30 protein-coding genes and 1 tRNA gene are annotated in these 25714 nt (G+C 55.7%); 14 read left to right on the top strand and 17 right to left on the bottom strand.

All coding sequences use genetic code 11. The features are described 5' to 3' along the window. Positions 1–22: 22 nt before the first annotated feature. The 5 genes from RMR21_RS07055 to RMR21_RS07035 all read left to right on the top strand — a co-directional run bounded on the left by RMR21_RS07055 (position 23) and on the right by RMR21_RS07035 (position 4407). Positions 23–1015, top strand: coding sequence for an RluA family pseudouridine synthase (locus tag RMR21_RS07055; RefSeq protein WP_498669948.1), 993 nt, complete (start codon positions 23–25; stop codon positions 1013–1015). Continuing rightward, the gene (locus RMR21_RS07050; RefSeq protein WP_498669947.1) at positions 1012–1668 is read left to right on the top strand and encodes an HAD-IA family hydrolase; all 657 of its coding nucleotides are present in this window, start codon (positions 1012–1014) and stop codon (positions 1666–1668) included. Before RMR21_RS07055 ends, RMR21_RS07050 begins: the two co-directional genes overlap by 4 nt. Before the next feature lie 12 nt (positions 1669–1680). Next, positions 1681–2478, top strand: a complete 798-nt coding sequence (locus RMR21_RS07045) for an ATP12 family chaperone protein (protein ID WP_498669946.1) — start codon at positions 1681–1683, stop codon at positions 2476–2478. Between the two features lie 71 nt (positions 2479–2549). Further along, on the top strand, positions 2550–3041 hold the full coding sequence (locus RMR21_RS07040; RefSeq protein WP_498669945.1) for a hypothetical protein: 492 nt from the start codon (positions 2550–2552) through the stop codon (positions 3039–3041). Positions 3042–3096: 55 nt separating this feature from the next. Then, positions 3097–4407 (top strand): alpha/beta hydrolase family protein, encoded by a 1311-nt coding sequence (locus tag RMR21_RS07035; RefSeq protein ID WP_498669944.1) that lies wholly within the window; start codon positions 3097–3099, stop codon positions 4405–4407. Between the two features lie 20 nt (positions 4408–4427). On the opposite strand, the gene fghA is transcribed toward RMR21_RS07035, so the two are convergent. From fghA to RMR21_RS07020, 3 genes are read right to left on the bottom strand one after another with little or no spacing between them, the layout of a single operon-like run. Further along, positions 4428–5261: an S-formylglutathione hydrolase gene (fghA, locus tag RMR21_RS07030; RefSeq protein WP_498669943.1), complete on the bottom strand. Its 834-nt coding sequence runs from the start codon at positions 5259–5261 to the stop codon at positions 4428–4430. A 27-nt stretch (positions 5262–5288) separates the two neighbouring features. Then, entirely contained in the window at positions 5289–5951 is a 663-nt protein-coding gene (locus RMR21_RS07025) for a DUF1345 domain-containing protein (protein ID WP_498669942.1), read from the bottom strand. Between the two features lie 21 nt (positions 5952–5972). Further along, positions 5973–6419: a YaiI/YqxD family protein gene (locus tag RMR21_RS07020; RefSeq protein WP_498669941.1), complete on the bottom strand. Its 447-nt coding sequence runs from the start codon at positions 6417–6419 to the stop codon at positions 5973–5975. A 203-nt stretch (positions 6420–6622) separates the two neighbouring features. Between RMR21_RS07020 and blh the strand changes: the two genes are divergently transcribed. Genes blh through RMR21_RS07000 form a run of 4 tightly spaced genes read left to right on the top strand, consistent with a single transcriptional unit; the run spans position 6623 to position 9088 of the window. Continuing rightward, positions 6623–7921: a bifunctional sulfur transferase/dioxygenase Blh gene (gene blh / locus RMR21_RS07015; protein WP_498669940.1), complete on the top strand. Its 1299-nt coding sequence runs from the start codon at positions 6623–6625 to the stop codon at positions 7919–7921. Further along, the gene (gene bigR / locus RMR21_RS07010) at positions 7912–8253 is read left to right on the top strand and encodes a sulfite-sensing transcriptional repressor BigR (RefSeq protein ID WP_498669939.1); all 342 of its coding nucleotides are present in this window, start codon (positions 7912–7914) and stop codon (positions 8251–8253) included. Before blh ends, bigR begins: the two co-directional genes overlap by 10 nt. Then, complete coding sequence (locus tag RMR21_RS07005) at positions 8250–8660, top strand: YeeE/YedE family protein (protein ID WP_498669938.1); 411 nt, start codon at positions 8250–8252, stop codon at positions 8658–8660. Before bigR ends, RMR21_RS07005 begins: the two co-directional genes overlap by 4 nt. Beyond that, positions 8657–9088, top strand: coding sequence for a DUF6691 family protein (locus RMR21_RS07000; RefSeq protein ID WP_498669937.1), 432 nt, complete (start codon positions 8657–8659; stop codon positions 9086–9088). Before RMR21_RS07005 ends, RMR21_RS07000 begins: the two co-directional genes overlap by 4 nt. Positions 9089–9400: 312 nt before the next feature. Here the strand turns inward: RMR21_RS07000 and RMR21_RS06995 are convergent, their stop codons facing one another. Further along, positions 9401–9781 (bottom strand): nuclear transport factor 2 family protein, encoded by a 381-nt coding sequence (locus RMR21_RS06995; RefSeq protein ID WP_498669936.1) that lies wholly within the window; start codon positions 9779–9781, stop codon positions 9401–9403. A gap of 149 nt (positions 9782–9930) precedes the next feature. On the opposite strand from RMR21_RS06995, the gene RMR21_RS06990 reads away from it, so the two are divergent. Further along, on the top strand, positions 9931–10608 hold the full coding sequence (locus tag RMR21_RS06990; protein WP_498669935.1) for an alpha/beta fold hydrolase: 678 nt from the start codon (positions 9931–9933) through the stop codon (positions 10606–10608). A gap of 107 nt (positions 10609–10715) precedes the next feature. Here the strand turns inward: RMR21_RS06990 and RMR21_RS06985 are convergent, their stop codons facing one another. From RMR21_RS06985 to RMR21_RS06950, 8 genes are all read right to left on the bottom strand, one after another. Further along, complete coding sequence (locus RMR21_RS06985) at positions 10716–12497, bottom strand: chloride channel protein (protein ID WP_498670100.1); 1782 nt, start codon at positions 12495–12497, stop codon at positions 10716–10718. Positions 12498–12534: 37 nt separating this feature from the next. Further along, positions 12535–13362, bottom strand: coding sequence for an MBL fold metallo-hydrolase (locus RMR21_RS06980; protein ID WP_498669934.1), 828 nt, complete (start codon positions 13360–13362; stop codon positions 12535–12537). Between the two features lie 3 nt (positions 13363–13365). Then, a complete protein-coding gene (locus RMR21_RS06975; RefSeq protein ID WP_498669933.1) occupies positions 13366–14148 on the bottom strand; it encodes a TatD family hydrolase in 783 nt (260 codons plus the stop codon). Positions 14149–14153: 5 nt separating this feature from the next. Further along, positions 14154–15704 (bottom strand): methionine--tRNA ligase, encoded by a 1551-nt coding sequence (metG, locus tag RMR21_RS06970; protein WP_498669932.1) that lies wholly within the window; start codon positions 15702–15704, stop codon positions 14154–14156. A 95-nt stretch (positions 15705–15799) separates the two neighbouring features. Beyond that, positions 15800–16825 carry a DNA polymerase III subunit delta' gene (locus RMR21_RS06965; protein WP_498669931.1) on the bottom strand — a complete coding sequence of 342 codons (1026 nt, stop codon included), beginning with the start codon at positions 16823–16825 and terminating at the stop codon, positions 15800–15802. After that, positions 16822–17493, bottom strand: coding sequence for a dTMP kinase (tmk, locus tag RMR21_RS06960; RefSeq protein ID WP_498669930.1), 672 nt, complete (start codon positions 17491–17493; stop codon positions 16822–16824). The genes RMR21_RS06965 and tmk overlap by 4 nt, the downstream gene beginning before the upstream one ends. A gap of 73 nt (positions 17494–17566) precedes the next feature. Next, on the bottom strand, positions 17567–18679 hold the full coding sequence (locus RMR21_RS06955) for a D-alanyl-D-alanine carboxypeptidase family protein (RefSeq protein ID WP_498670099.1): 1113 nt from the start codon (positions 18677–18679) through the stop codon (positions 17567–17569). Between the two features lie 189 nt (positions 18680–18868). Then, complete coding sequence (locus RMR21_RS06950) at positions 18869–19927, bottom strand: septal ring lytic transglycosylase RlpA family protein (RefSeq protein WP_498669929.1); 1059 nt, start codon at positions 19925–19927, stop codon at positions 18869–18871. A 260-nt stretch (positions 19928–20187) separates the two neighbouring features. Here RMR21_RS06950 and RMR21_RS06945 point away from each other — a divergent pair. Then, positions 20188–20277 (top strand) — tRNA-Ser (locus RMR21_RS06945). Between the two features lie 177 nt (positions 20278–20454). Continuing rightward, positions 20455–20637, top strand: a complete 183-nt coding sequence (locus RMR21_RS06940) for a hypothetical protein (RefSeq protein ID WP_498669928.1) — start codon at positions 20455–20457, stop codon at positions 20635–20637. Here the strand turns inward: RMR21_RS06940 and RMR21_RS06935 are convergent, their stop codons facing one another. From RMR21_RS06935 to RMR21_RS06915, 5 genes are all read right to left on the bottom strand, one after another. Continuing rightward, positions 20638–20991: a DUF1304 domain-containing protein gene (locus tag RMR21_RS06935; RefSeq protein WP_498669927.1), complete on the bottom strand. Its 354-nt coding sequence runs from the start codon at positions 20989–20991 to the stop codon at positions 20638–20640. Between the two features lie 65 nt (positions 20992–21056). Then, positions 21057–22037, bottom strand: a complete 981-nt coding sequence (locus RMR21_RS06930; RefSeq protein ID WP_498669926.1) for a zinc-binding dehydrogenase — start codon at positions 22035–22037, stop codon at positions 21057–21059. Positions 22038–22170: 133 nt separating this feature from the next. Continuing rightward, positions 22171–22536: a hypothetical protein gene (locus RMR21_RS06925; RefSeq protein WP_498669925.1), complete on the bottom strand. Its 366-nt coding sequence runs from the start codon at positions 22534–22536 to the stop codon at positions 22171–22173. Positions 22537–23025: 489 nt separating this feature from the next. Next, a complete protein-coding gene (locus tag RMR21_RS06920; RefSeq protein WP_498669924.1) occupies positions 23026–23280 on the bottom strand; it encodes a hypothetical protein in 255 nt (84 codons plus the stop codon). Positions 23281–23297: 17 nt separating this feature from the next. Then, positions 23298–23564, bottom strand: a complete 267-nt coding sequence (locus RMR21_RS06915; protein WP_498669923.1) for a hypothetical protein — start codon at positions 23562–23564, stop codon at positions 23298–23300. Positions 23565–23904: 340 nt separating this feature from the next. On the opposite strand from RMR21_RS06915, the gene RMR21_RS06910 reads away from it, so the two are divergent. Together RMR21_RS06910 and RMR21_RS06905 are read left to right on the top strand one after the other, a co-directional pair. Continuing rightward, complete coding sequence (locus RMR21_RS06910) at positions 23905–25269, top strand: D-alanyl-D-alanine carboxypeptidase (protein WP_498670098.1); 1365 nt, start codon at positions 23905–23907, stop codon at positions 25267–25269. Between the two features lie 92 nt (positions 25270–25361). Beyond that, positions 25362–25625 (top strand): hypothetical protein, encoded by a 264-nt coding sequence (locus RMR21_RS06905; RefSeq protein WP_498670097.1) that lies wholly within the window; start codon positions 25362–25364, stop codon positions 25623–25625. Positions 25626–25714 lie beyond the last annotated feature (89 nt).

Below are 25714 nucleotides of genomic sequence, written 5' to 3'. Positions count from 1 at the left end.
TAAAAGAAAGACTAGAATCGTCATGGCAGGTATCGAGCACATCAAGGTTGAAGCCGAAGAGTCCGGCATGCGGCTCGATCGCTGGTTCAAGATCCACTATCCCGGCCTCGGCTTCGGTCCGCTGCAAAAGCTCATGCGTTCCGGTCAGGTTCGTGTCGATGGCGGTCGCGTGAAGACGGATGCACGCGTGGAAGCCGGGCAGATGGTTCGGGTTCCGCCATTGGATGTCGATTCAAAGGTCAAGGGCGGGCCGATCAGCTCGACCGATTTGAAAAACGCTGACGATGTCGATCTGTTGAAGCGCATGCTGCTGCATGAAGACGAAAAAGTCTTCGTTTTCAACAAACCTGCTGGCATAGCCGTGCAGGGCGGCTCCGGCATCAACCGTCACATCGATGGTCTGCTGGAAGCATGGACAAGCTCCAAGGGCGAGAAGCCGCGTCTGGTTCACCGCATCGACCGCGATACGTCAGGCGTTCTCGTCGTTGCCCGCACCAGAGGTGCCGCGCAAAAGTTGACTGCCGCATTCCGCGAGCGCGATACCAAGAAGACGTATTGGTCTCTGGTCAAGGGCGTGCCGCGCAAGCATCAGGACAAGCTTTCGACGTGGCTCGTCAAGGAGCAAACGCCGGATGGTGATCGGATGCGGATTGCAAAGCATGGTGAGGAGGGCGCCGACCACGCCATATCCTATTATCGCGTCATCGATACCGCTGCGCAAAACCTCGCATGGCTGGAAATGGAACCCTATACGGGCCGTACGCATCAGCTGCGCGTTCATGCGCTTCACATGGGCCATCCGATTATCGGCGATCCGAAATATTATGTCGAAGACACCAACTGGGATTTCCCCGGTGGTGTCCAGAAACGCCTGCATCTGCATGCACGAAAGATTGACATCCCTCATCCCTCTGGTGGACGCCTGCGCGTAACGGCGCCCTTGCCGCCGCACATGGTTCAGACCTGGAACCTGCTGGGTCTCGACGTGGCCGATGGCGACAGGGACGACGAATGAAACTTGTTCTGTTTGATTGCGATGGCACGCTGGTCGATAGCGCCGGACTGATCCATGAGGTCATGGCCCGCACCTTCGTCCATTTCGGTTATGATCGGCCTGACGTCTCGCTGACGAAATCCATCATCGGTCTGACGCTGGATATCGCCATTGCCCGCATGCAGGGAAAGCCGCATGTGGATGATGAAGCCGTTGCGATGACCGCGCATTATAAGGCGATCTTCGGAGCAACACGTGCAGAAGCCGGGTTTGAGGAGCCAGCATTCGATGGCATTGGCGCCATGATCGAGACATTGGCCATACGCGCTGAGTTGTCGATGGGTGCGGTGACGGGCAAGTCGCGTCGCGGCCTTGATCTCATCATGGACACCCATGGTTTTCGCCAGCACTTCATCGTCTCGCGCACGGCCGACGATTGCCCTTCCAAGCCGCATCCGGCCATGGTGACGGAATGTTGCAGCCAGACGGGCATCGTTCCGGCAGATACCATTGTTATCGGCGATGCGATTTACGACATGCAGATGGCGAAGGCCGCGGGTGCCAAGGCTATTGGCGTTGCCTGGGGCTACGCATCCGTCGAAGATCTCTGGAAAGCGGGTGCTGACGCCATCGTCAACCATCCTAGTGAAATTCCCGGTCATATTCCGGGTTGATGAGGACGTATCATGCGTGACCTGTTGAATGATTTGACAGAGGGTCTGAGCCATCCAGATCCCATTCGCCGCTCGCAAATCCAGATGCAGAAGCCTCTGCCAAAGCGTTTCTACAAGGATGTGACCGTTGGTGAAACGGAGGAGGGTGGCTTTACCGTTCTGCTCGACGGCAAGACGATGCGCACGCCAGCGAAAAGCGTGCTGACCGTGCCGACGCGTGCGCTTGCGCAGTTGCTACGAGATGAATGGGATGCGCAGGTCGAGGTCGTCGATCCGACGATCATGCCTGTTTCCCGCCATATCAATACCGCTATCGATGGCATTGCCAGCGATCCCCAGGCGGTGTTCGAAGATATCTTGCGCTTTTCGTCCAGCGATCTTCTTTGCTACAGGGCAGGCGAGCCGCAGGCTCTTGTCGAACGCCAGTCGAAGCAATGGGACCCCATCATCGACTGGGCCGCCAACACGCTTGGCGCACGGTTCATTCTGGTCGAGGGTGTCATGCACCAAGACCAACCACGCGAAGCGATTGCGGCGTTTGCCGTCACGGTGAGAAGATACGATACGCCGATCGAGCTTGCGGCGCTCCATACCATGACGACGCTGACCGGCTCTGCTCTTCTGGCGCTTGCCCTGGCTGAGGGTGAACGCAGCGTAGAAGAGATTTGGGCGCTTGCGCATCTGGATGAGAACTGGACGGCCGAGCAATGGGGCGAAGACGAAGACGCGCAAATTCGAACTGCCAAGCGCTTCGTGGACATGCGTGCGGCTGTTGACGTCCTGCGAGCTGCTCGGGCAAACCGCGCTTGACGTTTTAACGGTTTTCTAACCGTAAATGATGATGATGGATGCAGAGCCTGACGTTGGGGGAGGCGTCTATCATGCATCATTCGCTGAAGCGCCTTTGCGTCATTCTACCCATGTCGCTCGCCCTCATGTCTTTCCGGCTTGAGCCGGAGGCGCGTGATGCCGATCGGCTGCTCTACGACGTCCGTGGCGCGTTCGTGGCTGCAAGACCCGAGATATCAGCCGAGCTGATGCAATCGATCCAATATGAGATATCCAACGCGATCGAGTCTACTACACGCGATAAAACCCGCCCGCGTATTGTCCTCACCATTCGTCTTTTGAACGTTTCCAACGCGTCGCTGATGTTCGGAGAGCGGGCGTCTGCACGTGTCATCGTTCGTGCCGCCGCTGTGCAGACCGGCGAGGTTATCGCAGAATCAAAATTCACCGCCACCATTCTCGGCATCGACAAATCCTCTATCCAGCGCGAACTTGCACATGGCATTGCCGAGCGCGTGATCACCGAGTTTCGCCTGAACCACCCGTCCGCTGTCACGACGGCCTTGTTTCCGAGCCGTTTTTAATTCACCGTCATAATCTTTGGATAGGCAGTGGTTGCAACGGCTGACGGAGGATAAGGTGAAGTTTCTCGGTATCATTGGTTTGACATTCTCTGTCCTCATGCCCTTCAGCCTTCACGCAGACGAAAACCGCATCGACAGAATTAGACCGGACGCGCCGCTTCTCGCGCCCTATGGTACGTTTCCTGTTGGCGTCCGCAGCCTCAAGGTGGTCAATCCAAAGCAGATCGATATCGTTCATATCGAGCCCGGCAAGGAACCTCCGCGCTATGACCGCCCGTTGCAGCTGGAAGTGTGGTACCCGACCGACAATGCCGATGGCGGCGGCACATACAGCGTTCTCTTGCGCGACGGACAGACATCGGTTTCCCTCAGGGGACGCGCCAAGCGTGACGCAGAGCCACGCAAGGCCAATGGCGAAAAATTCCCGCTCGTCATCATCTCGCATGGTTATCCGGGCAACCGCTTCCTGTTGAGCCCGATTGCGGAAAATCTTGCCAGCAAGGGATATGTCGTTGCTGCGATCGACCATACCGACAGCACCTATGACGATCAGACGGCTTTCGGCAGCACGCTGGTCAACCGCCCGCTTGATCAGCGCTTCGTCCTCGATGAAATAGCAAGACTGTCTGCCGATAAAAGCAGCTTTCTGTCAGGTCTCGTCGATGTCTCCAAGACGGGTTTGATCGGCTATTCAATGGGCGGATATGGCGCCGTGGTGACGGCTGGTGCCGGTGTATCGGAAAAGGCCGTTGACGCAGACTGGAGCGCGAATGATGGCGCACTGGCCATTCACCAGGCCGGAACCAAAGAACACGAGGCCCTCTTCGATCCCCGCTTCAAAGCCATCATCGCCATCGCGCCCTGGGGCATGCAGCGTGGGATGTGGGACGACAAGGGATTGGCTGAAATCAAGGTGCCGATCCTCTTCATGGCGGGCAGCGCAGACGACGTCTCCGACTATCAAAAGGGAATTCGCAAGATATTCGAAGGCAAGATGCCGGTCGACCGCTACCTCCTGACCTTCGCTGAGGCCAACCACAATGCGGCCGCCACCATGCCAGCACCTGCGGAAAGCTGGGCAATGAACGAGAAACTGGGCTTTGCGCCGTTCGAACACTATGCCGACCCGGTCTGGGACACGGTGCGCATGAACAACATCGCCCAGCACTTCGCCACCGCCTGGTTCGACCTGAAGCTCAAGAACGATGAGACCAAGGCACGTTATCTCGATCTCACCGAGCGGTCTGACGATGGCGTATGGGCAGCCGACAAGGATGGCAGCCTGAAACCCGAACATACCTATTGGGTTGGTTTCGCCAATCGCACCGCCAAGGGCTTGCGACTGGAACATCGCAAGCCGGATTGATCTTTTGGCGGCCTCAGTAATCAGCCAAGGCGTTCTGCATGCCACTTCAAATGATCGTCCATGAATGTGGAGATGAAATAATAGGAGTGGTCGTAGCGCTCGTGCATGCGCAGCGTCAGATCAATGTCCGTATCTTTGATCGCTTCCTCAAACAGCCAAGGACGCAGGCCTGATTCAAGGAAGTTGTCGGCCTTGCCCTGATCGATCAGGAATTCGGGAAAGCGCGCGCCGTCTTCGACCAGCGCACAAGCATCGTATGAACGCCATGCGGCCCTGTCTTCTCCGAGATATTTTTCGAAGGCAGGCGCGGACCAATCGGCGGATGAGGGAGCGACGATAGGTGCGAAAGCCGAGCAACTCTTGAAGCGGCTAGGATTTTTCAAGGCAATCGTCATAGCGCCATGGCCACCCATGGAGTGTCCGAAGATGCCTTGGCGGTTCATGTCTACCCGGAACTGTTCAGAGATGAGGGCAGGGAGCTCTTGCGTGAGATAGCTGTACATCTGGTAGTGATTGGCCCAAGGCTTTTCAGTCGCATCGAGGTAAAATCCGGCGCCTTTGCCCATCTGCCAGTTGGTAAGTTCATCTGCGACGTCATTGCCGCGTGGGCTCGTATCCGGGCAGACGATGATCAAGCCGAGCTCCGACGCCATGCGCCTGTATTCACCCTTATCCATCACATTGGCATGGGTGCAGGTTAGGCCGGACAAATACCAGAGAACCGGGCAGGGCGCCTCGATTGCTTTTGGCGGTACAAAGACTGCGAAGGTCATCTCGCAGTTGTTGACGTCTGAATCATGCGTGAAAACGCCCTGCATGCCGCCAAACGCGGTGTTTTGAGAGATGATTTTCATGGAGATTCCTTATTCTGGATGAGCAGATCACGTTGCGAGCGACACCGCGGCATTCACTGCCGCGGCTACCAGCACGGTGTTGAAGAAGAAAGACACGATAGAATGCAAAAGCACGACCTTGCGCATTGAGGTCGTCGTCACCGCGACATCCGATGTCTGCGCCGTCATGCCGATGACGATGGAAAAATACAGGAATTCATAAATGCTTGGCTCTTTGGTCTGAGGGAAGTCCATGCCACCGTGCGTTTGCTGTCTGCCGGTGGCCTTTGTCGGACGCCAGAACACATGAGCATAATGCATCGCGGTCATGGTGTGAATCGTCAACCAACCGAAAACGACGGACAGAAAAGCAAGAGTGAGCGACCAGACCGTTTCACCACTCGTATGATTGAGCGCGCTGAAAAGAGACGCGACCGCTACACCGACCGCCAGCAAGGTGATCGCGATGATCAGGATGGCGGGGAGGTCGTCGCTATCGGCATGCGCCTTCAAATGAGCGGCGGTGAGGCGAGGGAGCCGGAACAGGATGATCACCAGATAGGTCAGGAAGAAGACGATGGCAGCACCCTCAACCGCCAGGGAGGGCGTGACGATCAGTGAGCCGATCAGGACCAGTGCAGCGAGCGCGATCGCGATCAGAAAAGGACGATGGCGGTAGAAATTGCTGACCCGAGGCTGAGTGGGTTTCATTATGGCACTCCGATGCGTTGCCTATCTTTTGACGCGGCGGCAGAGGCGGTCAAGCGTTTCGAGAAACTGCGACCGGTCGCGAGGCGAGAAGGCCGCGTTGTAGCCCTTGCTTTCACCTGTCTCACGCAAATGCGCGCCCAAATCTCGCATCGCAGTCGCCATGCCGATATTGGTCTTGTCAAAGATTCGACCCGTCGGCCCGGTGACCTGCGCGCCGTTGGCAACGCAGCGTCCAGCCAAGGGAACGTCAGCGGTGATAACGATATCGTCGTCGCCAGCGCGCTCCGCAATCCAGTCGTCGGCCGCATCGAAAGAACTTGATACAATCACATTCTTGACCATGGGATCACGGGACGGTCGCAAACCCGAATTGGCCACGAACGTGACCTCCAGTCCATGCCGCTCAGCAACCTTCAAAATCTCCGCCTTCACAGGGCAAGCATCGGCATCGACATAGATTTGCGGCATCGTTCTCTTCTTAAGTCTAGTCTTCAGATCGCTTTTAGAAGGACTGGCCAAAATACCCAAGAGCTATTTGCAGCTTGGCTCTGGCTTCGTCAATTCCCTTGGAACATGAGGTCGCTCCTTAACAGAGAGGGCAGTTTCTCATAGCTTGACAATTATACGATATATATAATAATATAATATATATCGTATTTATGGAGCCCTTCATGCAAGCCGTCGCATTATCACCAAAACTCTCCGTCGCAACGCAGCCTGCTCTCGAAGACATCATGGTTCTTCGTGACCTAGGATTTACGACCCTTATCAATAACAGGCCGGATAAAGAAGACGATGTTCAACCGGGCACCCGCGCCGAACGGGATGAGGCAGAGCGCTTTAACCTCTCCTATTCATTCATTCCCATCAGCGTTACCACGATAACAGAGGCGGACGTTCGTGCGTTTCAGCAGGCAGTTGATCAATCGGAGGGCCGCGTGTTTGCCCATTGCAAAACCGGAACCCGATCCCTTAGCCTATATTTGATAGGTGAGGCTCTTGACGATCGCATGTCCGTTGATGGGGTGGTTGAATTCGGGCGCCGCAACGGCTTAGATACCAGCATTGCTGTGACTTGGCTTAGGGAGCATGCAGCGCGAAGGCCTCAGGTGAAGGGATTTTTCGATGAACGCACATCGAGCATTCAGTATGTCGTGTCGGATCCTTCAACGCGGAAGTGCGCGGTCATAGACCCTGTGCTCGACTTCGATGAAAAATCCGGTGCCACTGCGACGATCAATGCAGACGCGATCGTCGACTACATCCGCGACAATGACCTGATCGTTGAGTGGATACTCGACACCCATCCTCACGCCGACCACTTCTCAGCAGCTCACTATCTGAAGGGAAAGACCGGTGCGAAGACGGCGATCGGTGAGCGCGTGGTCGGTGTTCAAGAGCTTTGGAAAGCGATCTACCACTGGCCGGATTTTGCCACTGACGGCTCACAGTGGGATCGACTATTTGCCGATGGCGAGACCTTCAAGATCGGCTCGATTGACGCGCGGGTACTGTTTTCGCCTGGGCACACGCTCGCTTCTATCACCTATGTCATTGGCGACGCCGCCTTCGTAAACGACACGCTGTTTATGCCAGACAGCGGAACTGCCCGTGCCGACTTTCCTGGGGGCGATGCTCGCCGCCTGTGGCAGTCTATTCAGAGCATCCTCACGTTACCGGATTCAACGCGGATATTTACCGGCCACGACTATCAACCGGGTGGCCGGGCACCGCGCTGGGAAAGCACTGTGGCTGTTCAAAAAGCGTTCAACCCGCATGTCGTCGGTATTGGCGAGGAAGAATTCGTTGCCCTTCGAACGAAACGCGATCAGTCACTTCCCATGCCGAAGCTTATTATGCATGCATTGCAGGTGAATATTCGGGGAGGGCGTCTGCCGGAACCTGAAGCCAATGGCGAGCGCTATCTCAAGTTTCCGTTGAACGCACTACAGGGGGCCACATGGTCATGAATATAGACGGGAAAACAAAGGCTAAACTAGCACCTGCGGAGATGTCCCTGCGTGCTGACACGGTTTCAAGTCTCTTGAAGGTTCTATCGCACCCCGCACGGTTGATGATCGTCTGTACGCTGGTAGATGGCGAATACTCCGTCGGTGAACTGGAAGAAAAAGTCGATGTTCACCAACCGCATCTGTCCCAACATATGACGGTCCTACGCAGTTCCGGCATCGTTGAAACGCGCAGGGACGGTAAACAGATTTTTTACCGCCTGACAGAGAAGAAGGCCGCAAAACTGGTCGGCGCACTCTATGACATTTTCTGCGTGGAGGACGATCAGTGAACACATATCTTCTCTCCACGATCGGAGGCATGCTGATTGGCTTGTCTGCCGTCATGCTGTTGATCCTCAACGGACGCATTGCCGGGGTCAGCGGGATAGTCGGGCGTCTGGCTCTAGGGATCGATGTGGCGACCAATCTCGCCTTTATCGTCGGGCTGCTGCTTGGACCAATCGTCTATCTGTTTTTGTTTGGCGGTTGGCCCATCATACAGACGATCGCCGGCTGGCCACTAATCGTCCTTTCCGGGCTACTTGTCGGGTTCGGCACTCGCATGGGATCGGGATGCACCAGTGGTCACGGCGTGCTGGGTCTGGCACGCCTTTCTCCGCGATCCATCGTCGCTGTAGCGACGTTCCTGATTGCTGGCGTGGTCGCTGTTGCGGCTCTTCGAGGTCTGGGATCATGACAAGAGCCATATCTCAATTTGCGGCGGCGCTTGGATCGGGCGTGGTTTTCGGATTTGGATTGTCGCTTTCCGGAATGTTGAACCCGGTACGCGTTCAAGGTTTCCTCGATATCTTCGGTTTATGGGACGCCAGTCTCGCATTCGTTCTTGGTGGTGCAGTCTTGATCACCTTTGTCGGAATGCAGATAATAAAGGGCATGCCGCATCCTGTTCTGCACGACACTTTCGATTTGCCAAAGAACCGGCGGGTCGATGCACCGCTGGTTGGCGGATCAATTCTCTTCGGTCTCGGCTGGGGGCTAGGCGGCTTTTGCCCAGGTCCGGCAATTGCATCCCTTTCGCTGGGGCTGCCCCAAACCGCTCTGTTCGTTATCGCAATGCTGGTCGGTATGACCTTACACGACACATTATGGAGAAAACGCATTTGAGCGCTTCTATTGCTCGCTTGAAGATAGGGCCAATCAGCGAAATCTGTATGGTGATCAAAAAGGACATGACGACTCCGAACGCTTCTGACCGCAGTCAGGCTGAACATTGCCGCGCATCCTTGCTCCCAACGTTGATATTGACCAGCGTCGTCGTGCGAGGAGAGTGTCGCATTTCTATCCGGCCCAACTGTCGCATTTATAAATGGGCGCTATATACAAATATCGCATAAGATATATTATGGAACAATTCGAGTGGTATTATTGTATTGTCAGACCATGGTCCTCTTCTCGACCTCGATCTGAACGCCGCAATCAACTCGGCTTAACCGCACCTTGGTGGAAAAGCATCTGCCACCGGTGTCCATTACGCTTCCAGATCGAACTCCGCAAAACATGCCGTTTTGTCCCGTCTTTCTGTGTGCTCTCACTTTCATAGGTCAATAGCACAGCATCATCAGACACGCTCGTCAGAGCGTAATGGGTTGACCTGAGATTATTATCGCTCCTGCCATCATCCCGGATCAAACGATCGATAACAGTCGCTCGATTGTAAACTTTACCTGAGGCCCCGAATTCGACAAAACCGACTGCCAGCAATGCTTCAAGATCGTCTTTTGATCGCCTCACGTCCGGCCGCTGAAGCGTCTCTTCAAGGGATTGGATATCATCAAGTTCTGGGTAACGGCTTGTCATGGTTGGCAATTCCAGTGAAGCTCCGAAGCCGAAACCGCCTCTTTAGAGCTTTCTCGTGTGTTTCGGTGATCGGCGATGAGGCAATTTCCGTCAACAACATGCTTGCAATAAGGCTGGCGGCACCTGTCTCTGAACGATAATAATGCGACATGAAAATATGTATTCTGCCTGGATTGGATGGAACTGGACTTCTTCTAACGCAAGTTGAGGCTGTACTGGCCCGAGAAAACGCGGTTTCTCTGATCCGATATCCTACGGACATATACCGATACGATAGTCTCCTCAAATGGGTTGAAGATGCAGTTCCCGACGAGGATTTTATCGTTGTAGCAGAATCTTTTTCAGGGCCGTTGGCTATCATGCTGGCATCGCAAAAGCCTAGAGGTTTGAGAGGCGTCGTTTTCGTTGCGACGTTTGCGCGATCGCCTATTCGTCTACCCTCTAAATTCGCCCGGATCGCAAGAGTGTTGCCGGTGAGATCGACTTTTTTGACGTGGCTCATCCAGCCGCTTCTCATGGGGCAATGGTCAAGTAAGGCATTTTCTCAACAGTTTAGGCGCGCTTTAAGATTGGTCCCCGCCAAAACGATCGCAGGAAGATTGGAAGAGGTTCTCAAAGTCGATGTACGAGAACACCTACAAAAATTGCCTTCTCCTTTTATCTATCTTCAAGCGACACGCGATCGACTGATACCGTCGAAAATCTCTCGCGATTTCGACTTTGCTCCCGATACAATTTTTAAGATCAACGGGCCGCACTTTCTTTTGCAATCAAAAGCCGATACCGCCGCCGCCTGCATATCGACGTTTATAGCTCACCTTGATTGATCGGACTTGGATGCGCAAACATGTGGTAAGTCCTTTGTTCTGGACTAACCCGATCTTGTCTCGATGCCCTATTTTGTTTCGATGACAGACACACCAATCAACCGGCATTATATCTCTCCCGATGCTTCGCGGCGTCTGATATCCAGTTCTTCGCTGTAGCGACGCAGCGTGTGGCTTTCGGTCAGCAAACCGATGGGTCTGTTTTCGATCCTGTCGTTGACCACAGCCAGCGCTTCACTTTCCGTCGTGTCGAACAAGGCCGCAGCCTGGCGGGCGTTCATGGTCGGGAGCAGCACGTCGGTCTTGTAGCGCAGATAGCTCTCAAGGCTGATTTTTTCAGCGTCGCGCTCCATCGGGTCGGCGTAGATTTCAGCGACCAGAACGATGCCGGCGTAGCGACCGTCGTCATGGATCATGATGACGCGTTGCGTTGAACCGAGCGAGAACGTCTCCTTGAACGCCGGCAGGCCCATGCTGACTTTTGCCGTTCGGACATCGGCACGCATGATCTTCCCAACCGTCAGGTCGCGTATCCAGCCGATGTCGTGGGCGCTGCGGATACTTTCACCACGAAGGTGGAAGCGCCATGTGGCGAACGAGTAGCCGAAGGTCGTGCGCACCACCAGAGACGTGGTGATCACGGCTGCGAGCACCAACACCGTGATCTGGAAATCGCCAGTGAGTTCAAGAGCGAGAAACGTCATCGTCAATGGTCCGCCGATGATGGCAGCCGCAAAAGCGCTCATACCGATGACGGCATAGACGATGGGTTGGGTGTCGCCGTAACCGATATAGGGCGCGCAAATGGAGAAGATCTTGCCAATCAGCGACCCCATGAAGAGTGAGGCGAAAAACAGACCGCCGCGGAAGCTGGATCCTATGGAGATCGCGCTGGCGGCGGCTTTCAAAAGAAAAATCCCAATCAACCCGGCCAGTGTCATATTGGCATCGAGGTTGAGATGTAGAGCACCGTGACCGCTGGAGAGAACCTGTGGCGAGATCAGTGCCAAGGCGCCAACCACTACGCCACCCATAGCCGGTCGCAGCCACAGCGGAATTTTGCTTTTACGCGCGGTTTCCTCGATGAAGGATACGGTCTGCATGAGCACGATGCCGATGCCAGCGCAGACCGCTCCCAGAAAGATCGCCGGTAGGTAGTCGGGCGGCGTAACTTCGCTGGTGCCAAAGATATCGATGCTGAGGCCGTTTTGCGATAACAGCCCAGCAACGACGGTCGCAACCAGCGCAGAAACGATCAAGGGTGCAAGCGTGACGATCGTATAGCTGCCGATGATGAGCTCGATGGCGTAGAACGCCCCGGTCAAAGGCGCATTGAAGGCCGCGGCAATGGCGCCTGCTGCGCCACAGCCGACGAGGATACGCATGTCCCCTCGCCGCATTTTCAAATTGATACCCAGTTTGGATGCGATGCCGCTTGCAACCTGCGTGTAGCCAGCTTCCAATCCCACGGATGCGCCAAACCCGTTGGAGATGATGTTTTGCGCGCACACGATGATACTGTCCGTGAGCGACAGGCGTCCGCCGTGCAAGGCATTGGCTTCGATCGGGTCGATCATCGGCTTTTTGCGGGTTCTGGAAATCACGAAGATGAAGGCGCCGAGCAGAATGCCACCCATCAGCGGCCCGGCCAGCACGATCCAGCTGGAGAGATCACTGCTGCTGAGCCTCTCCACACCGAAGATGACGACATGAAGCTGAGTGGCGACGGCGCCGATCAGCACGACGAAAAGGCCCGCAGCAGCGCCGACGAAGATGGCAAGCACGACGAGAGCAAGCTCGCCGCGACGAAAGACAGCGCGCAGTCGCGTGGAACGCAGATTATCGAAAAAACTTGCGAGACTAGGGGCGCTGAAGGGTTTTGTCGGCATCATATTCCCTTGGCTTATTCATGGCGGTCACGCACCGCTAACCCTGAACTGCGAGCTCGATTTCAAATTGCATCTGATCATAGCCGGGCTTGACGTGATCCGGCGTCTCACGCAAGACTATGTCATAATCAAGTGGTGTGTGCATATGCGTGAGCACGGCCCGTTTTGGGTCAAGCTTCTCGATCCAGCCCAGGGACTGTTCTAGGGACAGGTGGCTGGGGTGATACTTGTATTGCAGCGTATCGATAATCAATACGTCGAGACCGCCAAGCGTTGCCACTGCCTCCGGCGGAAAATCGCTGACGTCGGTGCAGTAAGCGATGTCGCCGATGCGAAAGCCGAGCGAGTGAGTATCACCATGCGTTTGCATGTGAGGCTTGAAATAGATTGTCCCACCTGCCCCGCTGACCGAGAATTCCACGCCCATATCGGCAATCAGGTGAGGTTCAACGATAGGCGGATAATTGCTGCCTTGCGGCGTCTCAAGGCAATAGGGAAAGCCATAGCGAATGCGCTGCATGGTGACGGTGTCTGCGTAGATGGGAATGCGTTTGCGGCTGGAGATGAAATAACCACGGAGATCGTCAATGCCGTGGAGATGATCGGCATGGGCATGGGTGTAAAGGACGGCGTCGATATGCTCAACCTTCGCCGCGATCAGTTGTGCGCGTAAGTCCGGCCCGGTATCGATAACAACGGTCGTCACGCCACCGTCGGGCGAAAATTGCTGCACCATGAAGGCGGCGCGGGTGCGCTGGTTCTTGGGGTTATCAGGATCACAGGCACCCCAGTCGCCGTTGATGCGCGGCACACCGGGCGAAGAGCCACAACCGAGTATCGTGAAGCGACGCCGAAAGCCTGTCACAGCCTACACCTTCGTCATTTTCGAAAAACAGCGGAAGGCGTTTTCGGTGGTTATACGTGCCATCTCTTCGTAGCTGATGCCATGAACCTCTGCCAAGATCTCAGCGGTGTTGACCACGTAAGACGGCTCGTTGCGCTTTCCACGCCAACGCTTCGGTGCAAGGTAGGGCGCGTCGGTTTCCACCAGCAGGCGGTCCAACGGAATGGTTGCGGCTATGTCGCGGATATCCTGTGATTTCGGAAAGGTCAGAATGCCGGACAACGAAACGTAGCCGCCAAGCTCCACGCCGGTTTTTGCAAGTTCCGGTCCTGCCGAGAAGCAATGGAGAATGAAGGGAAACGCCCCCTTCCCGCTTTCCTCGCGCAGGATGGAAATCATGTCGTCGTCGGCACTGCGACTATGAATGACGAGCGGCAACCTTGTGACACGCGCAGCCTCGATGTGGCGTCGCAGGCCGGTCTTCTGATCTTCCGGTTTCTGCGTGTCATAGAAATAGTCGAGACCCGCCTCGCCGATGGCGACGATCTTGTCGTGACTGTTGGCCAGCTGCACCAGATCATCTGCTGTGATGTCGAGTTCTTCATCCGCGTTGTTGGGATGCGTACCCACAGAGCAAAATACGGACGGATATTTTTCCGTGATCTTCAATAACTCCGGCAGGCGCGCGACCCGGGTGGAGATCGTCACCATCTGGGCCACGCCGGATGCATGAGCGCGCGCAATAATATCGTCGCGCTCCGCATCGAAGTCGGCAAAATCCAGGTGGCAGTGTGTATCGATCAGCATCGGCTTCAAGTCTCTGGGGCCACGTAACGCGGGAAGACCGGCTTTGGCGCTTCGAGTGGTGTGCCCGGAACGAGACGACCCGCCTCTCCCAACGCGGCGAAATCACGCTTGTCTGCGGCAGACGCCACGAGATCCAGCAGCTTTTCGCAGGAACCGGGCATGAAAGGCTGCAGCAAAATACCAATCTGGCGCACGACTTCGGCGGTTATATACAGCACGGTGCCCATCCGCTCGGGATCGGTTTTCTTCAGTGCCCATGGCTCCTGACCCGCAAAGTAGCGGTCGGTTTCCGATACGACAGCGATGATCGCAGCAAGTGCTTTGTGGATCATCTGCTTGCCCATCTCGTCTCTGCAAATCGAATGCAGCGCATCGGCAGCAGCGAGCATGGCCCTGTCTTCATCCGTGAAAGCTGCAGGTGTCGGAATCTGTCCATCGCAGTTCTTGACAATCATCGACAGCGAGCGGCTGGCGAGATTGCCGATGCCATTGGCAAGATCCGCGTTGATGCGCGTGGCGATGCCCTCTTCGCTGTAACTGCCGTCCTGTCCGAAGGAGACTTCGCGCAGGAAGAAGTAGCGTACCTGATCGAGCCCGAAATGGTTCACCAGATCCACGGGGTCGACGACGTTGCCGACGGACTTCGACATCTTCTCACCCTTATTGAGAAGGAAGCCGTGCGCATAGACGCGCTTGGGCAGCGGCAATCCAGCGCTCATCAGGAAGGCAGGCCAGTAGACCGCGTGGAAACGGATGATGTCCTTGCCGATGATGTGAACGTCGGCGGGCCAGTATTTTGCACGCGGACCGTTTTTGTCTTCGATGTAGCCAGTTGCGGTCATGTAGCTGGTCAGCGCGTCGACCCACACATACATGACGTGTTTCGGATCATTCGGCACCTTGACGCCCCAGTCGAATGTCGTACGTGAGATCGAAAGATCCTTCAGTCCGGACTTGACGAAGGAGATCACTTCGTTACGTCGCTCCGACGGACCGATGAAGTCAGGATTGTCTTCGTAGAGTTTCAGCAGCTTGTCCTGATATTCCGACAGCTTGAAGAAATAGCTTTCTTCCTCAACCCACTCCACGGGTGAGCCCTGCGGACCATAGCGAACGCCATCGGCACGAACTTCGGTTTCATCCTCGCCATAATAGGCCTCGTCACGCACGGAATACCATCCGGCATAGCTGTCCTTGTAGATGTCGCCAGCATCAGCCATCCGTTTCCAGATGTTGCACGATGCCTCATGATGACGCTCTTCGGTAGTGCGGATGAAATCGTCGTTGGAGGCGTTGAGCAATTTGCCCATGGCGCGGAACTGGTCGGAATTGCGCTGCGCCAATTCCTGCGGCGTAATGCCTTCCGCCTTTGCGGTCTGCTGCATCTTCTGGCCGTGTTCGTCCGTGCCGGTCAGGAAAAAGACGTCCTTTCCATCCAGACGCTGAAAGCGCGCCATGGCATCCGTCGCGATAAGCTCGTAGGCATGGCCAATATGCGGCTTGCCGTTGGGATAGGAAATCGCTGTGGTGATGTAGAAAGGTGTCTTGTCTGTCATGACGCTCAATCGGTTTCATGGTCTGTTTTGAGATAAACCGCTCTTAGCCTATTGTTCGCACAAGCGAAAGCAAAAGCCGTACAAAAACGACGGGTTCAAACCGAGCGCATGTCTTCCAGAATGGAAAGGACCATCTGCTTCTTGTCCAGATTATACGCCTGCGCAATGGTGATGCGTTCTGAAAGCGACGATGACAAACGTGCGTGACGTTCGGCGGCGTTGAGATCGCCTGCCATGGCCGCCGCCCTCGCCCGCTCCATCAGGGTCTCGGTGGCGTGTTCCATGAAGAAGCCGAGGACGATATCCCCCTCTTTTTGCGCCAGAACGTCGGCCAACTTGTGCATTTGCCTGCGGGCAGACGGTCCCGTCGCCGCCATGACTTCATCGAAGACATCGACGATATCCGAGCCGCCGTAATTGAGAAGTTTCAGGGCTTGGGAAACGCTGCCCTTGGACGCATCCAGCAAAGTATCGCGCTTGTCGGCAGACATGGTCAGGCCGAGGTTTTGCAGCGCCTGCTCCATCTCGTCGTTCTGCAAAGGCAGCAGACGGAGCGGCATGCAACGTGAACGGATGGTGGGCAACAGCTTGCCGGGTGCATGCGATAACACCAGAAACATCGCCCGTTTCGGTGGCTCTTCGAGTATTTTCAAAATGGCATTGGCAGCGTTTCGATTGAGGTCGTCGGCCGGATCGATGATGACGATGCGCCAGTTTCCCGTGCCGGACGTCTGAGAGAAGAAATGCCCTGCCCTGCGCACCTCATCCACTGTGATGGCGGATTTAACCTTGCCGGTCTTCTCGTCCACCGGACGCGTCAGATGCAGCAGATTATGCGATGCGCCGGAGGATATCTGACGGCTGACCATGGATGCGATGTCAGGATCGGCAATGGTTTCCGGTGCGAACAACGGGTCCTGATGAGATAAGACGTGGTTGGCGAAACGGAAAGCCAGCGTTGCCTTGCCGATACCCTCGGGTCCTTCGATCAGAATGGCGTGGTGGCCTTTGCCGGAACGATAGGATTGCGCCAGAAATTGCTCCGCCTCGTGATGGCCGAACAGTTTCGTGTTTTCCTGCGGCGCGATCGCCCCGTCCAGAACGCCCTGAACGTCGCTCATTCCGTTACGTCCGCCCGGGGTTTGATTTTATCGAGAAGCGACTCGACCAGCGCAAGCACATCCTCCGTCACCTTGTCCTGCGGCTGATCGGCATTGACCGTGCGACAGCGTCGTGGCTCGTCGAGTGCTATGTCGAGATAGGCTTCGCGGCGCTTCTCGTGCGTTTCAAGCTCTTCCTTTTCGAAGCGGTCTGGTGTCGCGCCCTCGTCTGCACGCTTGCGCGCACGGGCAAGGCCAGCGGCGGCGGGAATATCGAAGATCAATGTCAAATCCGGCATTGTTCCGTCGATGGCAATCCGTTGCAGGGTCTCGATAAATTCGGGTTCAAGGTTCCCCGTGGCTCCCTGGTACACACGCGAGGAATCGAGAAAACGGTCGCACAACACGACGGCTCCTTTCCCGAGCGCTGGACGAATGACTTCTTCGACATGGTCATTTCGGGCTGCGGCAAACAGCATCGCCTCCATACGCACGCCGAATGGCTCGGCAGCGCCAGATAGCAGCACATGCCGTACCGCTTCGGCGCCCGGCGAACCGCCGGGCTCACGCGTGACAACAACCTCAAACCCACGCTCGCGCAAGGTTTCAGCCAGAATCTTGATCTGCGTGGATTTACCAGCGCCCTCGCCGCCTTCGAAACTGATGAACAATCCGGTATTTTCGGGCAATATCTTTTCCTGATTTCAGCGGTTACGCCAACGCCTGTTTAAACCATCTAGAACCGTCGGGAAACCGGGCATATCACAGCCAGAAGAAAAGGAGTTCCTTTAGCGCGCCGGTCGCGTTCTGGGTCAATGTTCCCTTTTCCACCGCAGCCGTCGTATAAAGCGGCACTTCACGCAACAGCTTTTCACCGGAAAAAATTTTCAATGTCGCTGCGTTGTAACCTGCCTCCAAGGGCGCGTTCAACGGCCAATTATAAACGATGCGACCCGATAGACGATCGGGATTGTTGATTGATACCAGCACACTCACCTGCTCGCGCACCGCAAGGTCGACTGCGCTCGTCGAGCCGCCGTAAACGCCGATATTGCCGACTGTCTCGTCTTTTTGGAACAGATCGCGCTTTTGAAATGCCGTCAGTCCCCACTCCACCACGCGGCGGGCTTCTTCCTGACGGGTCTTGTCGTCCGGTAAGCCTGCAAGCGTCAGATAGATGCGGCGCCCGTCACGTTCAGCGGAAACGACCGCGGAAAAGCCTTGCCCCTCGGCAAAACCAAGGCCAACGCCATCGATACCGTTACCCAGAAGGGAATTTTTGTTGCGCTGAAAAATACGGTTCCATTCGAAATCCGGCTTGCTGAAAAGGCCGTAACGATCCGCATAACTGTCGTGAATGTGCTTGGCCAGAACAACCATATCACGCGCTGTCGTCTTGCTGACCTGATCAGGCAGGCCTGTCGAATTGGCAAAGGAACTGCCGGTGAGGCCCAAAGAGCCAGCGCGTTCCGTCATGCGTTTGGCAAATGCCGTGTCAGATCCGGCCATGCCCTCGGCAACGACAAGGCAGCCGTCATTGGCGTTCTGGACGATGATACCAATCAGGAGATCATTGATGCTGACGGTGGATTTGAGCGCCGCGAACATGGTTGAAGTGCGAGAAGGCGCTCCACCCGTGCGCCAGGCGTATTCCGAGACGGGATAACTGGCATCGGCACTGATTTGACCTGTGGTCAGCGCATCCATTACCACTTCAACCGTCATGAGCTTAGCCAGCGAGGCCGGTGCAAATGGCGTGTTTTCATTGATAGCCAGCAAAACAGTGCCGGTTTCGGCATCGATCATATAAGCCTGTTGCGCCTTTATGGCCAAACTGCCGGACTGTGCGTGGAGCGTGCAGACGCTCGCCCCCAGTAGGGAAGCTGAAATCAACAACGCTGTGATGTATCGGTTTAATATGCGCTTCAAAACGCGAGCCCGCCGTCGCTTGTATCACAATGCCTGCGCCACGTCATAACACACCAGCATCCGGCTGTGGCCGATACCAACGGAGTGATACGCAGGGTCTCAGATTATGCGCGAGACAAAACCAAAGGGTAAAGATCAGCGAAGATTACCCTGTCTGTTTTTCACGAAAGCAACGATGGACTGCTCGTTTAGCTGGTCTTTGTTGACAAGAACTTTATCGAAGGCACTTGCTGCCCTGGAGACGGATGCGGGTTCTTCCGAATAGGCTGAAGCAAACCGGCCGGATGGTGTCGGCGCTCTCAGGAAGTTACCTTCAGGCCGTTCATTCAGGAGCGGGCCGAATTCCGGCAGGACAACGAATTGTTCTGCGCCCTGACCCGTCGTAGGTGCAGGACCATTGACGAGTGGCATGGCCTGAAGCGCCTGGCTCTTCTTGGAGCCGACCAGCGCCGTTTGTGCAGAACCGCCATATGCAGGACTATTTGGGATAGGAAGGTTCGACGATGACGCGGATGCCACCATCACGCCACTGGCGATCTGCCCCTCGGGATTGATGCCCGGATAACGGGATCCCTTCGGCGAATAGGACGCCATCAGATATGGCATATCGTGGCCATCCAGCGGTGCACGTCCAACGTATTGAACGCGCACATTGGCGGTCCCTGTCGCCTTCATGTCCAGCAAATCTGCGGTCTTGCTCGAAACGTCGATCAGACGACCTTCATGGAACGGGCCACGATCGTTCACGCGAACGACGACGGAAGAGCCGTTGGTCAAATTGGTCACACGAGCGTAGCTGGGCAGCGGAAACGTCGGATGGGCAGCGGAGAGATGTTCTTTGTCGTACGCTTCGCCGTTGGCCGTCAGACGACCGTGAAATGCTGCGCCATACCAGGATGCGAGACCTGACTTGTCGTAATTCTGCTCTTCCTTGGGGAAGTAGCGACGACCCTTGACGGTATAGGCGTTGCCGACCAGAAAACGTCCGCCGCCCTTCGGCACGTTCGCGCCGTCGGCGACACGGGGGCTGGCTTTCACGCCGTATTCGGCTTCGGAAAAATATTCCTTGCTGCGTTTTTGCTTCGGCTTTGTTTCCGACGTTGTCGAACAGGATGCGGTTGCCGCGCACAGAACGGCAATGCCGAGCCACTTGGCGCCCACACCGACTTTCATAACAGCAGATTTCAAATCCATGCCCCGTATCACTATGGGCTTGCTCCGCAGCAGCCCTACACGCCTCGATCGTCACGCCCTTTGACATCGAAGCACCTAACAGGCGCCTAATCTTGCCCGTAACATGGCGAAATTGCGAACGTCGTGTGCGATTTCAGTAAAATTGTAATCAACGTGGTTAGCTTTTAGTTAATGCGACGCGGCCCCAACCGACACAGAAATGCCTGCCGCAACGGATTGACGGCGTGACGCAAACCGATATAAAGCGACACGCACAACACGGATGGGTGTCCGAGTGGTTTAAGGAACCGGTCTTGAAAACCGGCGTGCGTGAGAGCGTACCGTGGGTTCGAATCCCACCCCATCTGCCATAAGATTATGTGGTGTGTTTGTCTGTCGCCTGTTCGACATTGATACCAAAACCTAAAATCACAAGAGAATATGCATTGGTCGCAAGACCATACCTCTCGCTCAACCGCAAAAATGCTTGAGACTCACCCCCGTGGCTTTATAAGGGCATCAATAAGCGATTCTTTAGGGGCTTTGCGATGTGGATTGAAGTGACAGCGGTGAGCAACAATCAGAAGTTTGCCATTAATTTTGATCACGTCTTGCAGATATCGCCGCTGGCGCAAGGCACACTTGTGCTTCGCAGTGGAAATGATCGCGTCCACGTGATGGAGGGCTATGACTACATCATCGCGCGTCTCCACGCGACTGCGGTCAAATAATCAGATACCTGCCAGAACGGCTAGAAGCGCGATAGCCGCAGGAAGCGCCTGGATGAGCAGGATTTTTTTGTGCGCCGTGACCGCGCCGAAAACGCCAGCCACGAAAACACACACGAGGAAGAACGTCGCGACTGTTCTATCACCTTGTCCCGGCATTAGGCCAAAGATGAGACCTGCCGCGAGAAAGCCATTGTAGAGACCCTGATTTGCAGCCAGCGCTCTGGTAGACTGCGCAAATTCGGGCGAAAGTCTGAAAGCTTTGCGACCGGCCGGTTTTGTCCAGAACACCATTTGCAGAACAAGAATGTAGCAATGCAACAGGGCAATCAGCCCGATCAAAATATCGGCAATCAATTTTCATCCTCCCACAGCAACTAGATGCTGAATGAAGGACGAAAATCGTTTGAACGCAATGTTGCTTATGGTTTCAGCAGGACTTTTCCAGCTTTGCCTGGCGCCAGCGACGCTTTCACCGCGTCGGAAATATCTGCCAGATCAAATATCGCCTCGACAGGAAGGCGGATCGTTCCTTGGACAACATGCTGGATCAACTTGCCAATCAGGCGCCGGCGTTCATCAGCAGGCGTCTTGGCGATAACGGTGCTGCCCCAGAAACCCTTGATCGTCAGCTGTTTGAAAATGACCGCGCCGGAGGAGATTTGCATGTGCTCTCCCGTCATCGACCCAAATGACACAAGGAGGGCCTCATCGCCGAGAAGCTCCGCGATATCGTTGCTTGCACCGCCGCCAATCGAGTCGACGCCAGCGCGGATTGGCTTGTCTGCCGTAAGTTTTCGAACACGGTCTTTCCAGTCGTTTTCGGCAGTCGAAATACCGTTAGCGATACCCAGTTCGGAAAGCTCCTCGACACCTTCAGGGCGGCGAACGAGATTCACCACGTGGATGCCGCGTGCATGCGCCAACATTGCGACCGCCTTGCCAACCGCACCGTTTGCCGTGTTCTGGATGATCCAATCACCCGTCTTTGCGCCCAAGAACTCTAGCAATGTCATGGCGCTAAACGGCATTGCGATCAGTTGTGCTGCTGCCTCGTCAGAAATTTCATCCGGGACCGGAACGACGCCCGCCGCCGGTGACAGAAAATATTCGGCCCATGCGCCGTGCACACCGGCTGCCGTGACACGTTTGCCCTTGAGAGATGGGTCGGCGCCCTCGCCCAGCGCATCGACAATACCGACTGCTTCACTGCCGCCGATGGCGCCTGGCAATGGCGGTTTGTATCCATAATTGCCACGTACGGTCCAAAGGTCATGATTGTGGATCGGCGATAACAGAGTGCGGATCCGCAGCTGTCCTTTGCCGGGCTCCGGAACCGGGGCTTCGGTCAACTGAAGCACATCCTGCGGTTCGCCGAAAATATCGTGTGTTGCGCTGCGCATGGCTCATCCTCGTCATGTTGTTCGTGATCAGAGCGTTTCGAAACAATGCGGCAATGCTATGAAGAGTCGTCACACCTGCAAACAACAAAGCCGGCCACGTGGCCGGCTTCATGATCTATCGTTGCGTCATGCATTACTGGCAGACGCGCATGCTTTCCATGTGCCAGCCGCCATCATAGGCATTGCGGACCTGGCGATCTTCGAACCAGCAACGTGGCGGTGGTGGTGGCGGCTCTACGTAGCGGGGACCATCATCTCTTGCCAGAGCGCCGCCGATGAGACCACCCAGGACGCCAGCGGCGATGCCACCGGCAATGATCCTGCCATTATCGCGATCGCGGTGTCTGCGCGGCGGGTCGCGATATGGCGGTGGTGGTGGTCCACGCCGATCGTAGCGGTAAGGGCCATCATAATATTGAGCTGACGCAGGCTGCACACTGGTCAAGACAGCGCCACTGGCGATCACTGCTGCAAGTGTGGTGAGAAGAAATTTCTTCATGGGGGTGTCTCCAATTGAGACGAACCTACACAGGCTCGCATCTCAGAACGCCGGTAAATTGACATGGGACTGATGAACAAGTCCTGAATGCGAGGTGCGCAAACCGTTCATGAACGTTCATCTGGCGTTTACGCCAGGGCGTACCGTAAGCCACCACACTGACCTTTCGCGCAGGCGCATATGTGGCTATCGCTGACCTGCTTCCTCCATGCGAGGAGCTCCCAAGTCCTGAAAGCCAATCAGGCAAACTTTGGCCCCGCCTTTTGGTGGGGCTTTTTTTATGATGCTATCTGTAGCGCTTGGATAAAAGCCTATTGCATTAACGCACTTTGTCTCTCAGGCGTAAGGAATGGGCGACACTTGCCCATCCAGCGCTCGTGAATTTCGTTTATCGAGAGCGTATCGCTGAAGGGCTTTGCCCGATTTTTCCGCAAGCGACCAGCCTGCCCCGCGGAGATTGCGGGCCTTTCTTGTTTGAACCGCCAGGACTTATTGCAGTGTCGGCCGCGTCGCGACGGAGACATCAAGTTTCGGGGCCGTGCGACCATCATCCTGATGCTCTTTCAGCAAATCTCTGAACAGTTCGATGATTTCGGACGGCATGTTGCGAGAAAACTCTTCGAATAGCTCCGATGCACGGTTCCAGGAATAAATTGCAGCCAAGGTCAAGATCAGCAGCAGAAGCCATGGCCATAATGGTTTTTTGCGGGGTGGCCTGTTGTCAAGATTCTGATCTGTTGTCATAGGCAGCCCTTTGTTCCTCACCGTCGTCCCTGCCTCGGCTCTCCGCCTGGTGCATAGGCGACTTTTTGCTGGAAGCGGAAGATATTGCCGCATTGAGCGCAGCGTATCATGTATTCGGCCGGATTGACCGAAGGACGCTCCGTGCGAAAACCGGCTGGCATTTCATCGATGCGAAAATCCACGTTGGTTTTCTGCTTCTCATCCTTTTCCGATACTTCGGCAAAGCCGCTATGGCCGCATTTCGAGCATTCGAGTTTGCGGGAATATCGATCACGAGAAGCCATGGTCCATCCTTCTTTTGGCGACAGGTAGCAACCGACGCTCGCCAGTTCAATACATATTGCCAGTCCATCCCCGCTTTGCACCCCTCATCAACAGCCCGACTGTGCCAAACCTGCAAAAACTTGTGTGCTGATTTCGATCAATCGCCGCATTTTATCAGCTTCAGATACCATTCATAAACCACTTGGTAACGCCATCCCTCTAAGGTTGGCGGATGAAAAGTCTGGCGGGGCGTGTCGGACGGAAAAATGTGGCATGCGATTAAAGAGTTTAACCGTGTTGAAAAAGCTATCTGAGGCACTACAGCGCGCGGCAGGCGCTACGTCTTTCGTGAAGGTTTTCATGTTTGCGATGGCGATGGCGACGACAACCGCCGCTACCACCCAAATCGCGAAAGCTGACCCGAAGTTTGCTGGTATCGTCATTGATGCCAAGACGGGCAAGGTTCTCTACGGAGAGGATCCTGATGGCTTGCGTTATCCAGCATCTCTGACGAAGATGATGACCCTGTATTTGACGTTTGAGGCGTTGAATTCCGGGCGCATCACGTTGGATTCGAGGGTTCCGGTATCGGCTAACGCTGCCAAGGAGCCTCCCTCCAAGCTTGGTGTGCGGGCTGGCGGCTCCGTCTCGGTCGAGCAGGCCATCCTGGCACTTGTCACGCGTTCGGCCAATGATATCGCCACTGCGTTGGGCGAGTACATCGGCGGAAACGAAGAGCGTTTCGGCCGCATCATGACGGCAAAAGCCCGTGCACTTGGTATGACGCGTACGACCTATCGCAACGCCAACGGTTTGCCAAACACGGCGCAGATGACGACGGCGCGCGATCAGGCTCGTCTCAGTGTCGCGCTGCGCCAGCACTTCCCGCAATATTATGGTTATTTCAACACGCGCAGCTTTACCTTCGGCAAGCAGGTCATCGGTAATCACAACCGGCTCGTCGGTACTGTTCGTGGCGTCGATGGCATCAAAACGGGCTATACCCGTGCCGCTGGTAGCAATCTGGCGACATCCGCACAACTCGATGGCCGCTCTATCGTCGCCGTTGTTCTTGGCGGTCGCTCCAGCGCCGCTCGTGATGCCACGATGCGCAAGTTGGTGGCCGAATATCTTCCCCAGGCATCGCGCGGTGCCAGCAGCAACCTCATTGCCGCGTCGGCCTCAGCGCCGATCGAAGAGCCTCAGGCCGTTGTTGCTGCAACAGCCACAACAGGCCTGCCGAACGATGGTCCTGTTCCACAGGCACGGTATGCTGACGAGACACCCATGTCTGCCTTCGCCCCGACACAGGCCAACGCTGCCGTCAAGGCAATGGATGTGGTAACGCGTCCAAAGTCGCAGGCACGCGCTGTTCCGCCAGTTAACATGAAGCCGGATCGCTCGCTGGTGACCAATTCGACCAAGGTTGACAACATCGTGACGGCCTCGACAACGCCAGCTTCCTCCGTCGCCGGAAACGATGGTTGGGTGATCCAGATCGGCGCATCTCCAGACGAAGGCTCCGCACGGAACTTGCTTCAGGTTGCACAGGAAAAGGGTGGTGTCCTGCTTCGCTCGGCTAAGCCCTTCACGGTCGCCTTCAGCAAGGATGGCGCCCAGATGTATCGCGCCCGTTTCGGTGGCTTCGGTGGCCAGAACGATGCGGTCAACGCGTGCAACGCTTTGAAAAAGAAAGGCATCAGCTGCTGGGCCTCTCTCCAGTAGCCAAGTGACGATTTCAGGGGCCGGTAATGCGCATGAAACTACAGATTACCGGTTCCGCTCCTCGAATTGTATTGTGTAACGAGGCTTTCCAAATGGCGATCAACGAAAACTATTCGGATATGGCAGCAGTTAAAGGCAGACAGCAAAGTCTTTCCGTTCTGCACCCGATCCACGAAGCGGCGATGAGAATTGCAGATCTCGGCTTGAACAAGTCGCGACATAAGACCCGTGATCTCGTCAACTTATTGCTTTCCCACGGAGCTCGAGCTTGGCGCAGCAACCAGCCGGAAGCAAAAATCCATCTTCACATTGCTTCCCGCTCCGGCCGTGGCGCAATCCATATGCGTCTGCGCTGACGACAACGTCGAAACGGGCACCAGCAGTGCTTTGAGATCGAACAGAAAAAGGCCCCGCGAAACATTCGTTTCGCGGGGCCTTTTGTTTG

Source organism: Agrobacterium sp. rho-8.1, from assembly GCF_033957725.1.
Taxonomy (GTDB): domain Bacteria; phylum Pseudomonadota; class Alphaproteobacteria; order Rhizobiales; family Rhizobiaceae; genus Agrobacterium.
This window is presented reverse-complemented; position numbering and strand designations above follow the sequence as displayed.

Excerpts from the sequence above, each read along its gene's own strand:
- RMR21_RS06965 (WP_498669931.1), bottom strand. The coding sequence starts at position 16,825 with ATGAGCGACGTTCAGGGCGTTCTGGACGGGGCGATCGCGCCGCAGGAA.
- RMR21_RS07045 (WP_498669946.1), top strand. The coding sequence starts at position 1,681 with ATGCGTGACCTGTTGAATGATTTGACAGAGGGTCTGAGCCATCCAGAT.
- bigR (WP_498669939.1), top strand. The coding sequence starts at position 7,912 with ATGGTCATGAATATAGACGGGAAAACAAAGGCTAAACTAGCACCTGCG.
- RMR21_RS06950 (WP_498669929.1), bottom strand. The coding sequence starts at position 19,927 with ATGGATTTGAAATCTGCTGTTATGAAAGTCGGTGTGGGCGCCAAGTGG.
- metG (WP_498669932.1), bottom strand. The coding sequence starts at position 15,704 with ATGACAGACAAGACACCTTTCTACATCACCACAGCGATTTCCTATCCC.
- RMR21_RS07000 (WP_498669937.1), top strand. The coding sequence starts at position 8,657 with ATGACAAGAGCCATATCTCAATTTGCGGCGGCGCTTGGATCGGGCGTG.
- RMR21_RS06985 (WP_498670100.1), bottom strand. The coding sequence starts at position 12,497 with ATGCCGACAAAACCCTTCAGCGCCCCTAGTCTCGCAAGTTTTTTCGAT.
- RMR21_RS06925 (WP_498669925.1), bottom strand. The coding sequence starts at position 22,536 with ATGAAGAAATTTCTTCTCACCACACTTGCAGCAGTGATCGCCAGTGGC.
- RMR21_RS07055 (WP_498669948.1), top strand. The coding sequence starts at position 23 with ATGGCAGGTATCGAGCACATCAAGGTTGAAGCCGAAGAGTCCGGCATG.
- RMR21_RS07025 (WP_498669942.1), bottom strand. The coding sequence starts at position 5,951 with ATGAAACCCACTCAGCCTCGGGTCAGCAATTTCTACCGCCATCGTCCT.
- RMR21_RS06920 (WP_498669924.1), bottom strand. The coding sequence starts at position 23,280 with ATGACAACAGATCAGAATCTTGACAACAGGCCACCCCGCAAAAAACCA.
- RMR21_RS06975 (WP_498669933.1), bottom strand. The coding sequence starts at position 14,148 with ATGCTGATCGATACACACTGCCACCTGGATTTTGCCGACTTCGATGCG.
- RMR21_RS07050 (WP_498669947.1), top strand. The coding sequence starts at position 1,012 with ATGAAACTTGTTCTGTTTGATTGCGATGGCACGCTGGTCGATAGCGCC.
- blh (WP_498669940.1), top strand. The coding sequence starts at position 6,623 with ATGCAAGCCGTCGCATTATCACCAAAACTCTCCGTCGCAACGCAGCCT.
- RMR21_RS06990 (WP_498669935.1), top strand. The coding sequence starts at position 9,931 with ATGAAAATATGTATTCTGCCTGGATTGGATGGAACTGGACTTCTTCTA.
- RMR21_RS06905 (WP_498670097.1), top strand. The coding sequence starts at position 25,362 with ATGGCGATCAACGAAAACTATTCGGATATGGCAGCAGTTAAAGGCAGA.
- fghA (WP_498669943.1), bottom strand. The coding sequence starts at position 5,261 with ATGAAAATCATCTCTCAAAACACCGCGTTTGGCGGCATGCAGGGCGTT.
- RMR21_RS06910 (WP_498670098.1), top strand. The coding sequence starts at position 23,905 with ATGTTTGCGATGGCGATGGCGACGACAACCGCCGCTACCACCCAAATC.
- RMR21_RS07040 (WP_498669945.1), top strand. The coding sequence starts at position 2,550 with ATGCATCATTCGCTGAAGCGCCTTTGCGTCATTCTACCCATGTCGCTC.
- RMR21_RS06915 (WP_498669923.1), bottom strand. The coding sequence starts at position 23,564 with ATGGCTTCTCGTGATCGATATTCCCGCAAACTCGAATGCTCGAAATGC.
- RMR21_RS07020 (WP_498669941.1), bottom strand. The coding sequence starts at position 6,419 with ATGCCGCAAATCTATGTCGATGCCGATGCTTGCCCTGTGAAGGCGGAG.
- RMR21_RS06940 (WP_498669928.1), top strand. The coding sequence starts at position 20,455 with ATGTGGATTGAAGTGACAGCGGTGAGCAACAATCAGAAGTTTGCCATT.
- RMR21_RS06995 (WP_498669936.1), bottom strand. The coding sequence starts at position 9,781 with ATGACAAGCCGTTACCCAGAACTTGATGATATCCAATCCCTTGAAGAG.
- RMR21_RS06930 (WP_498669926.1), bottom strand. The coding sequence starts at position 22,037 with ATGCGCAGCGCAACACACGATATTTTCGGCGAACCGCAGGATGTGCTT.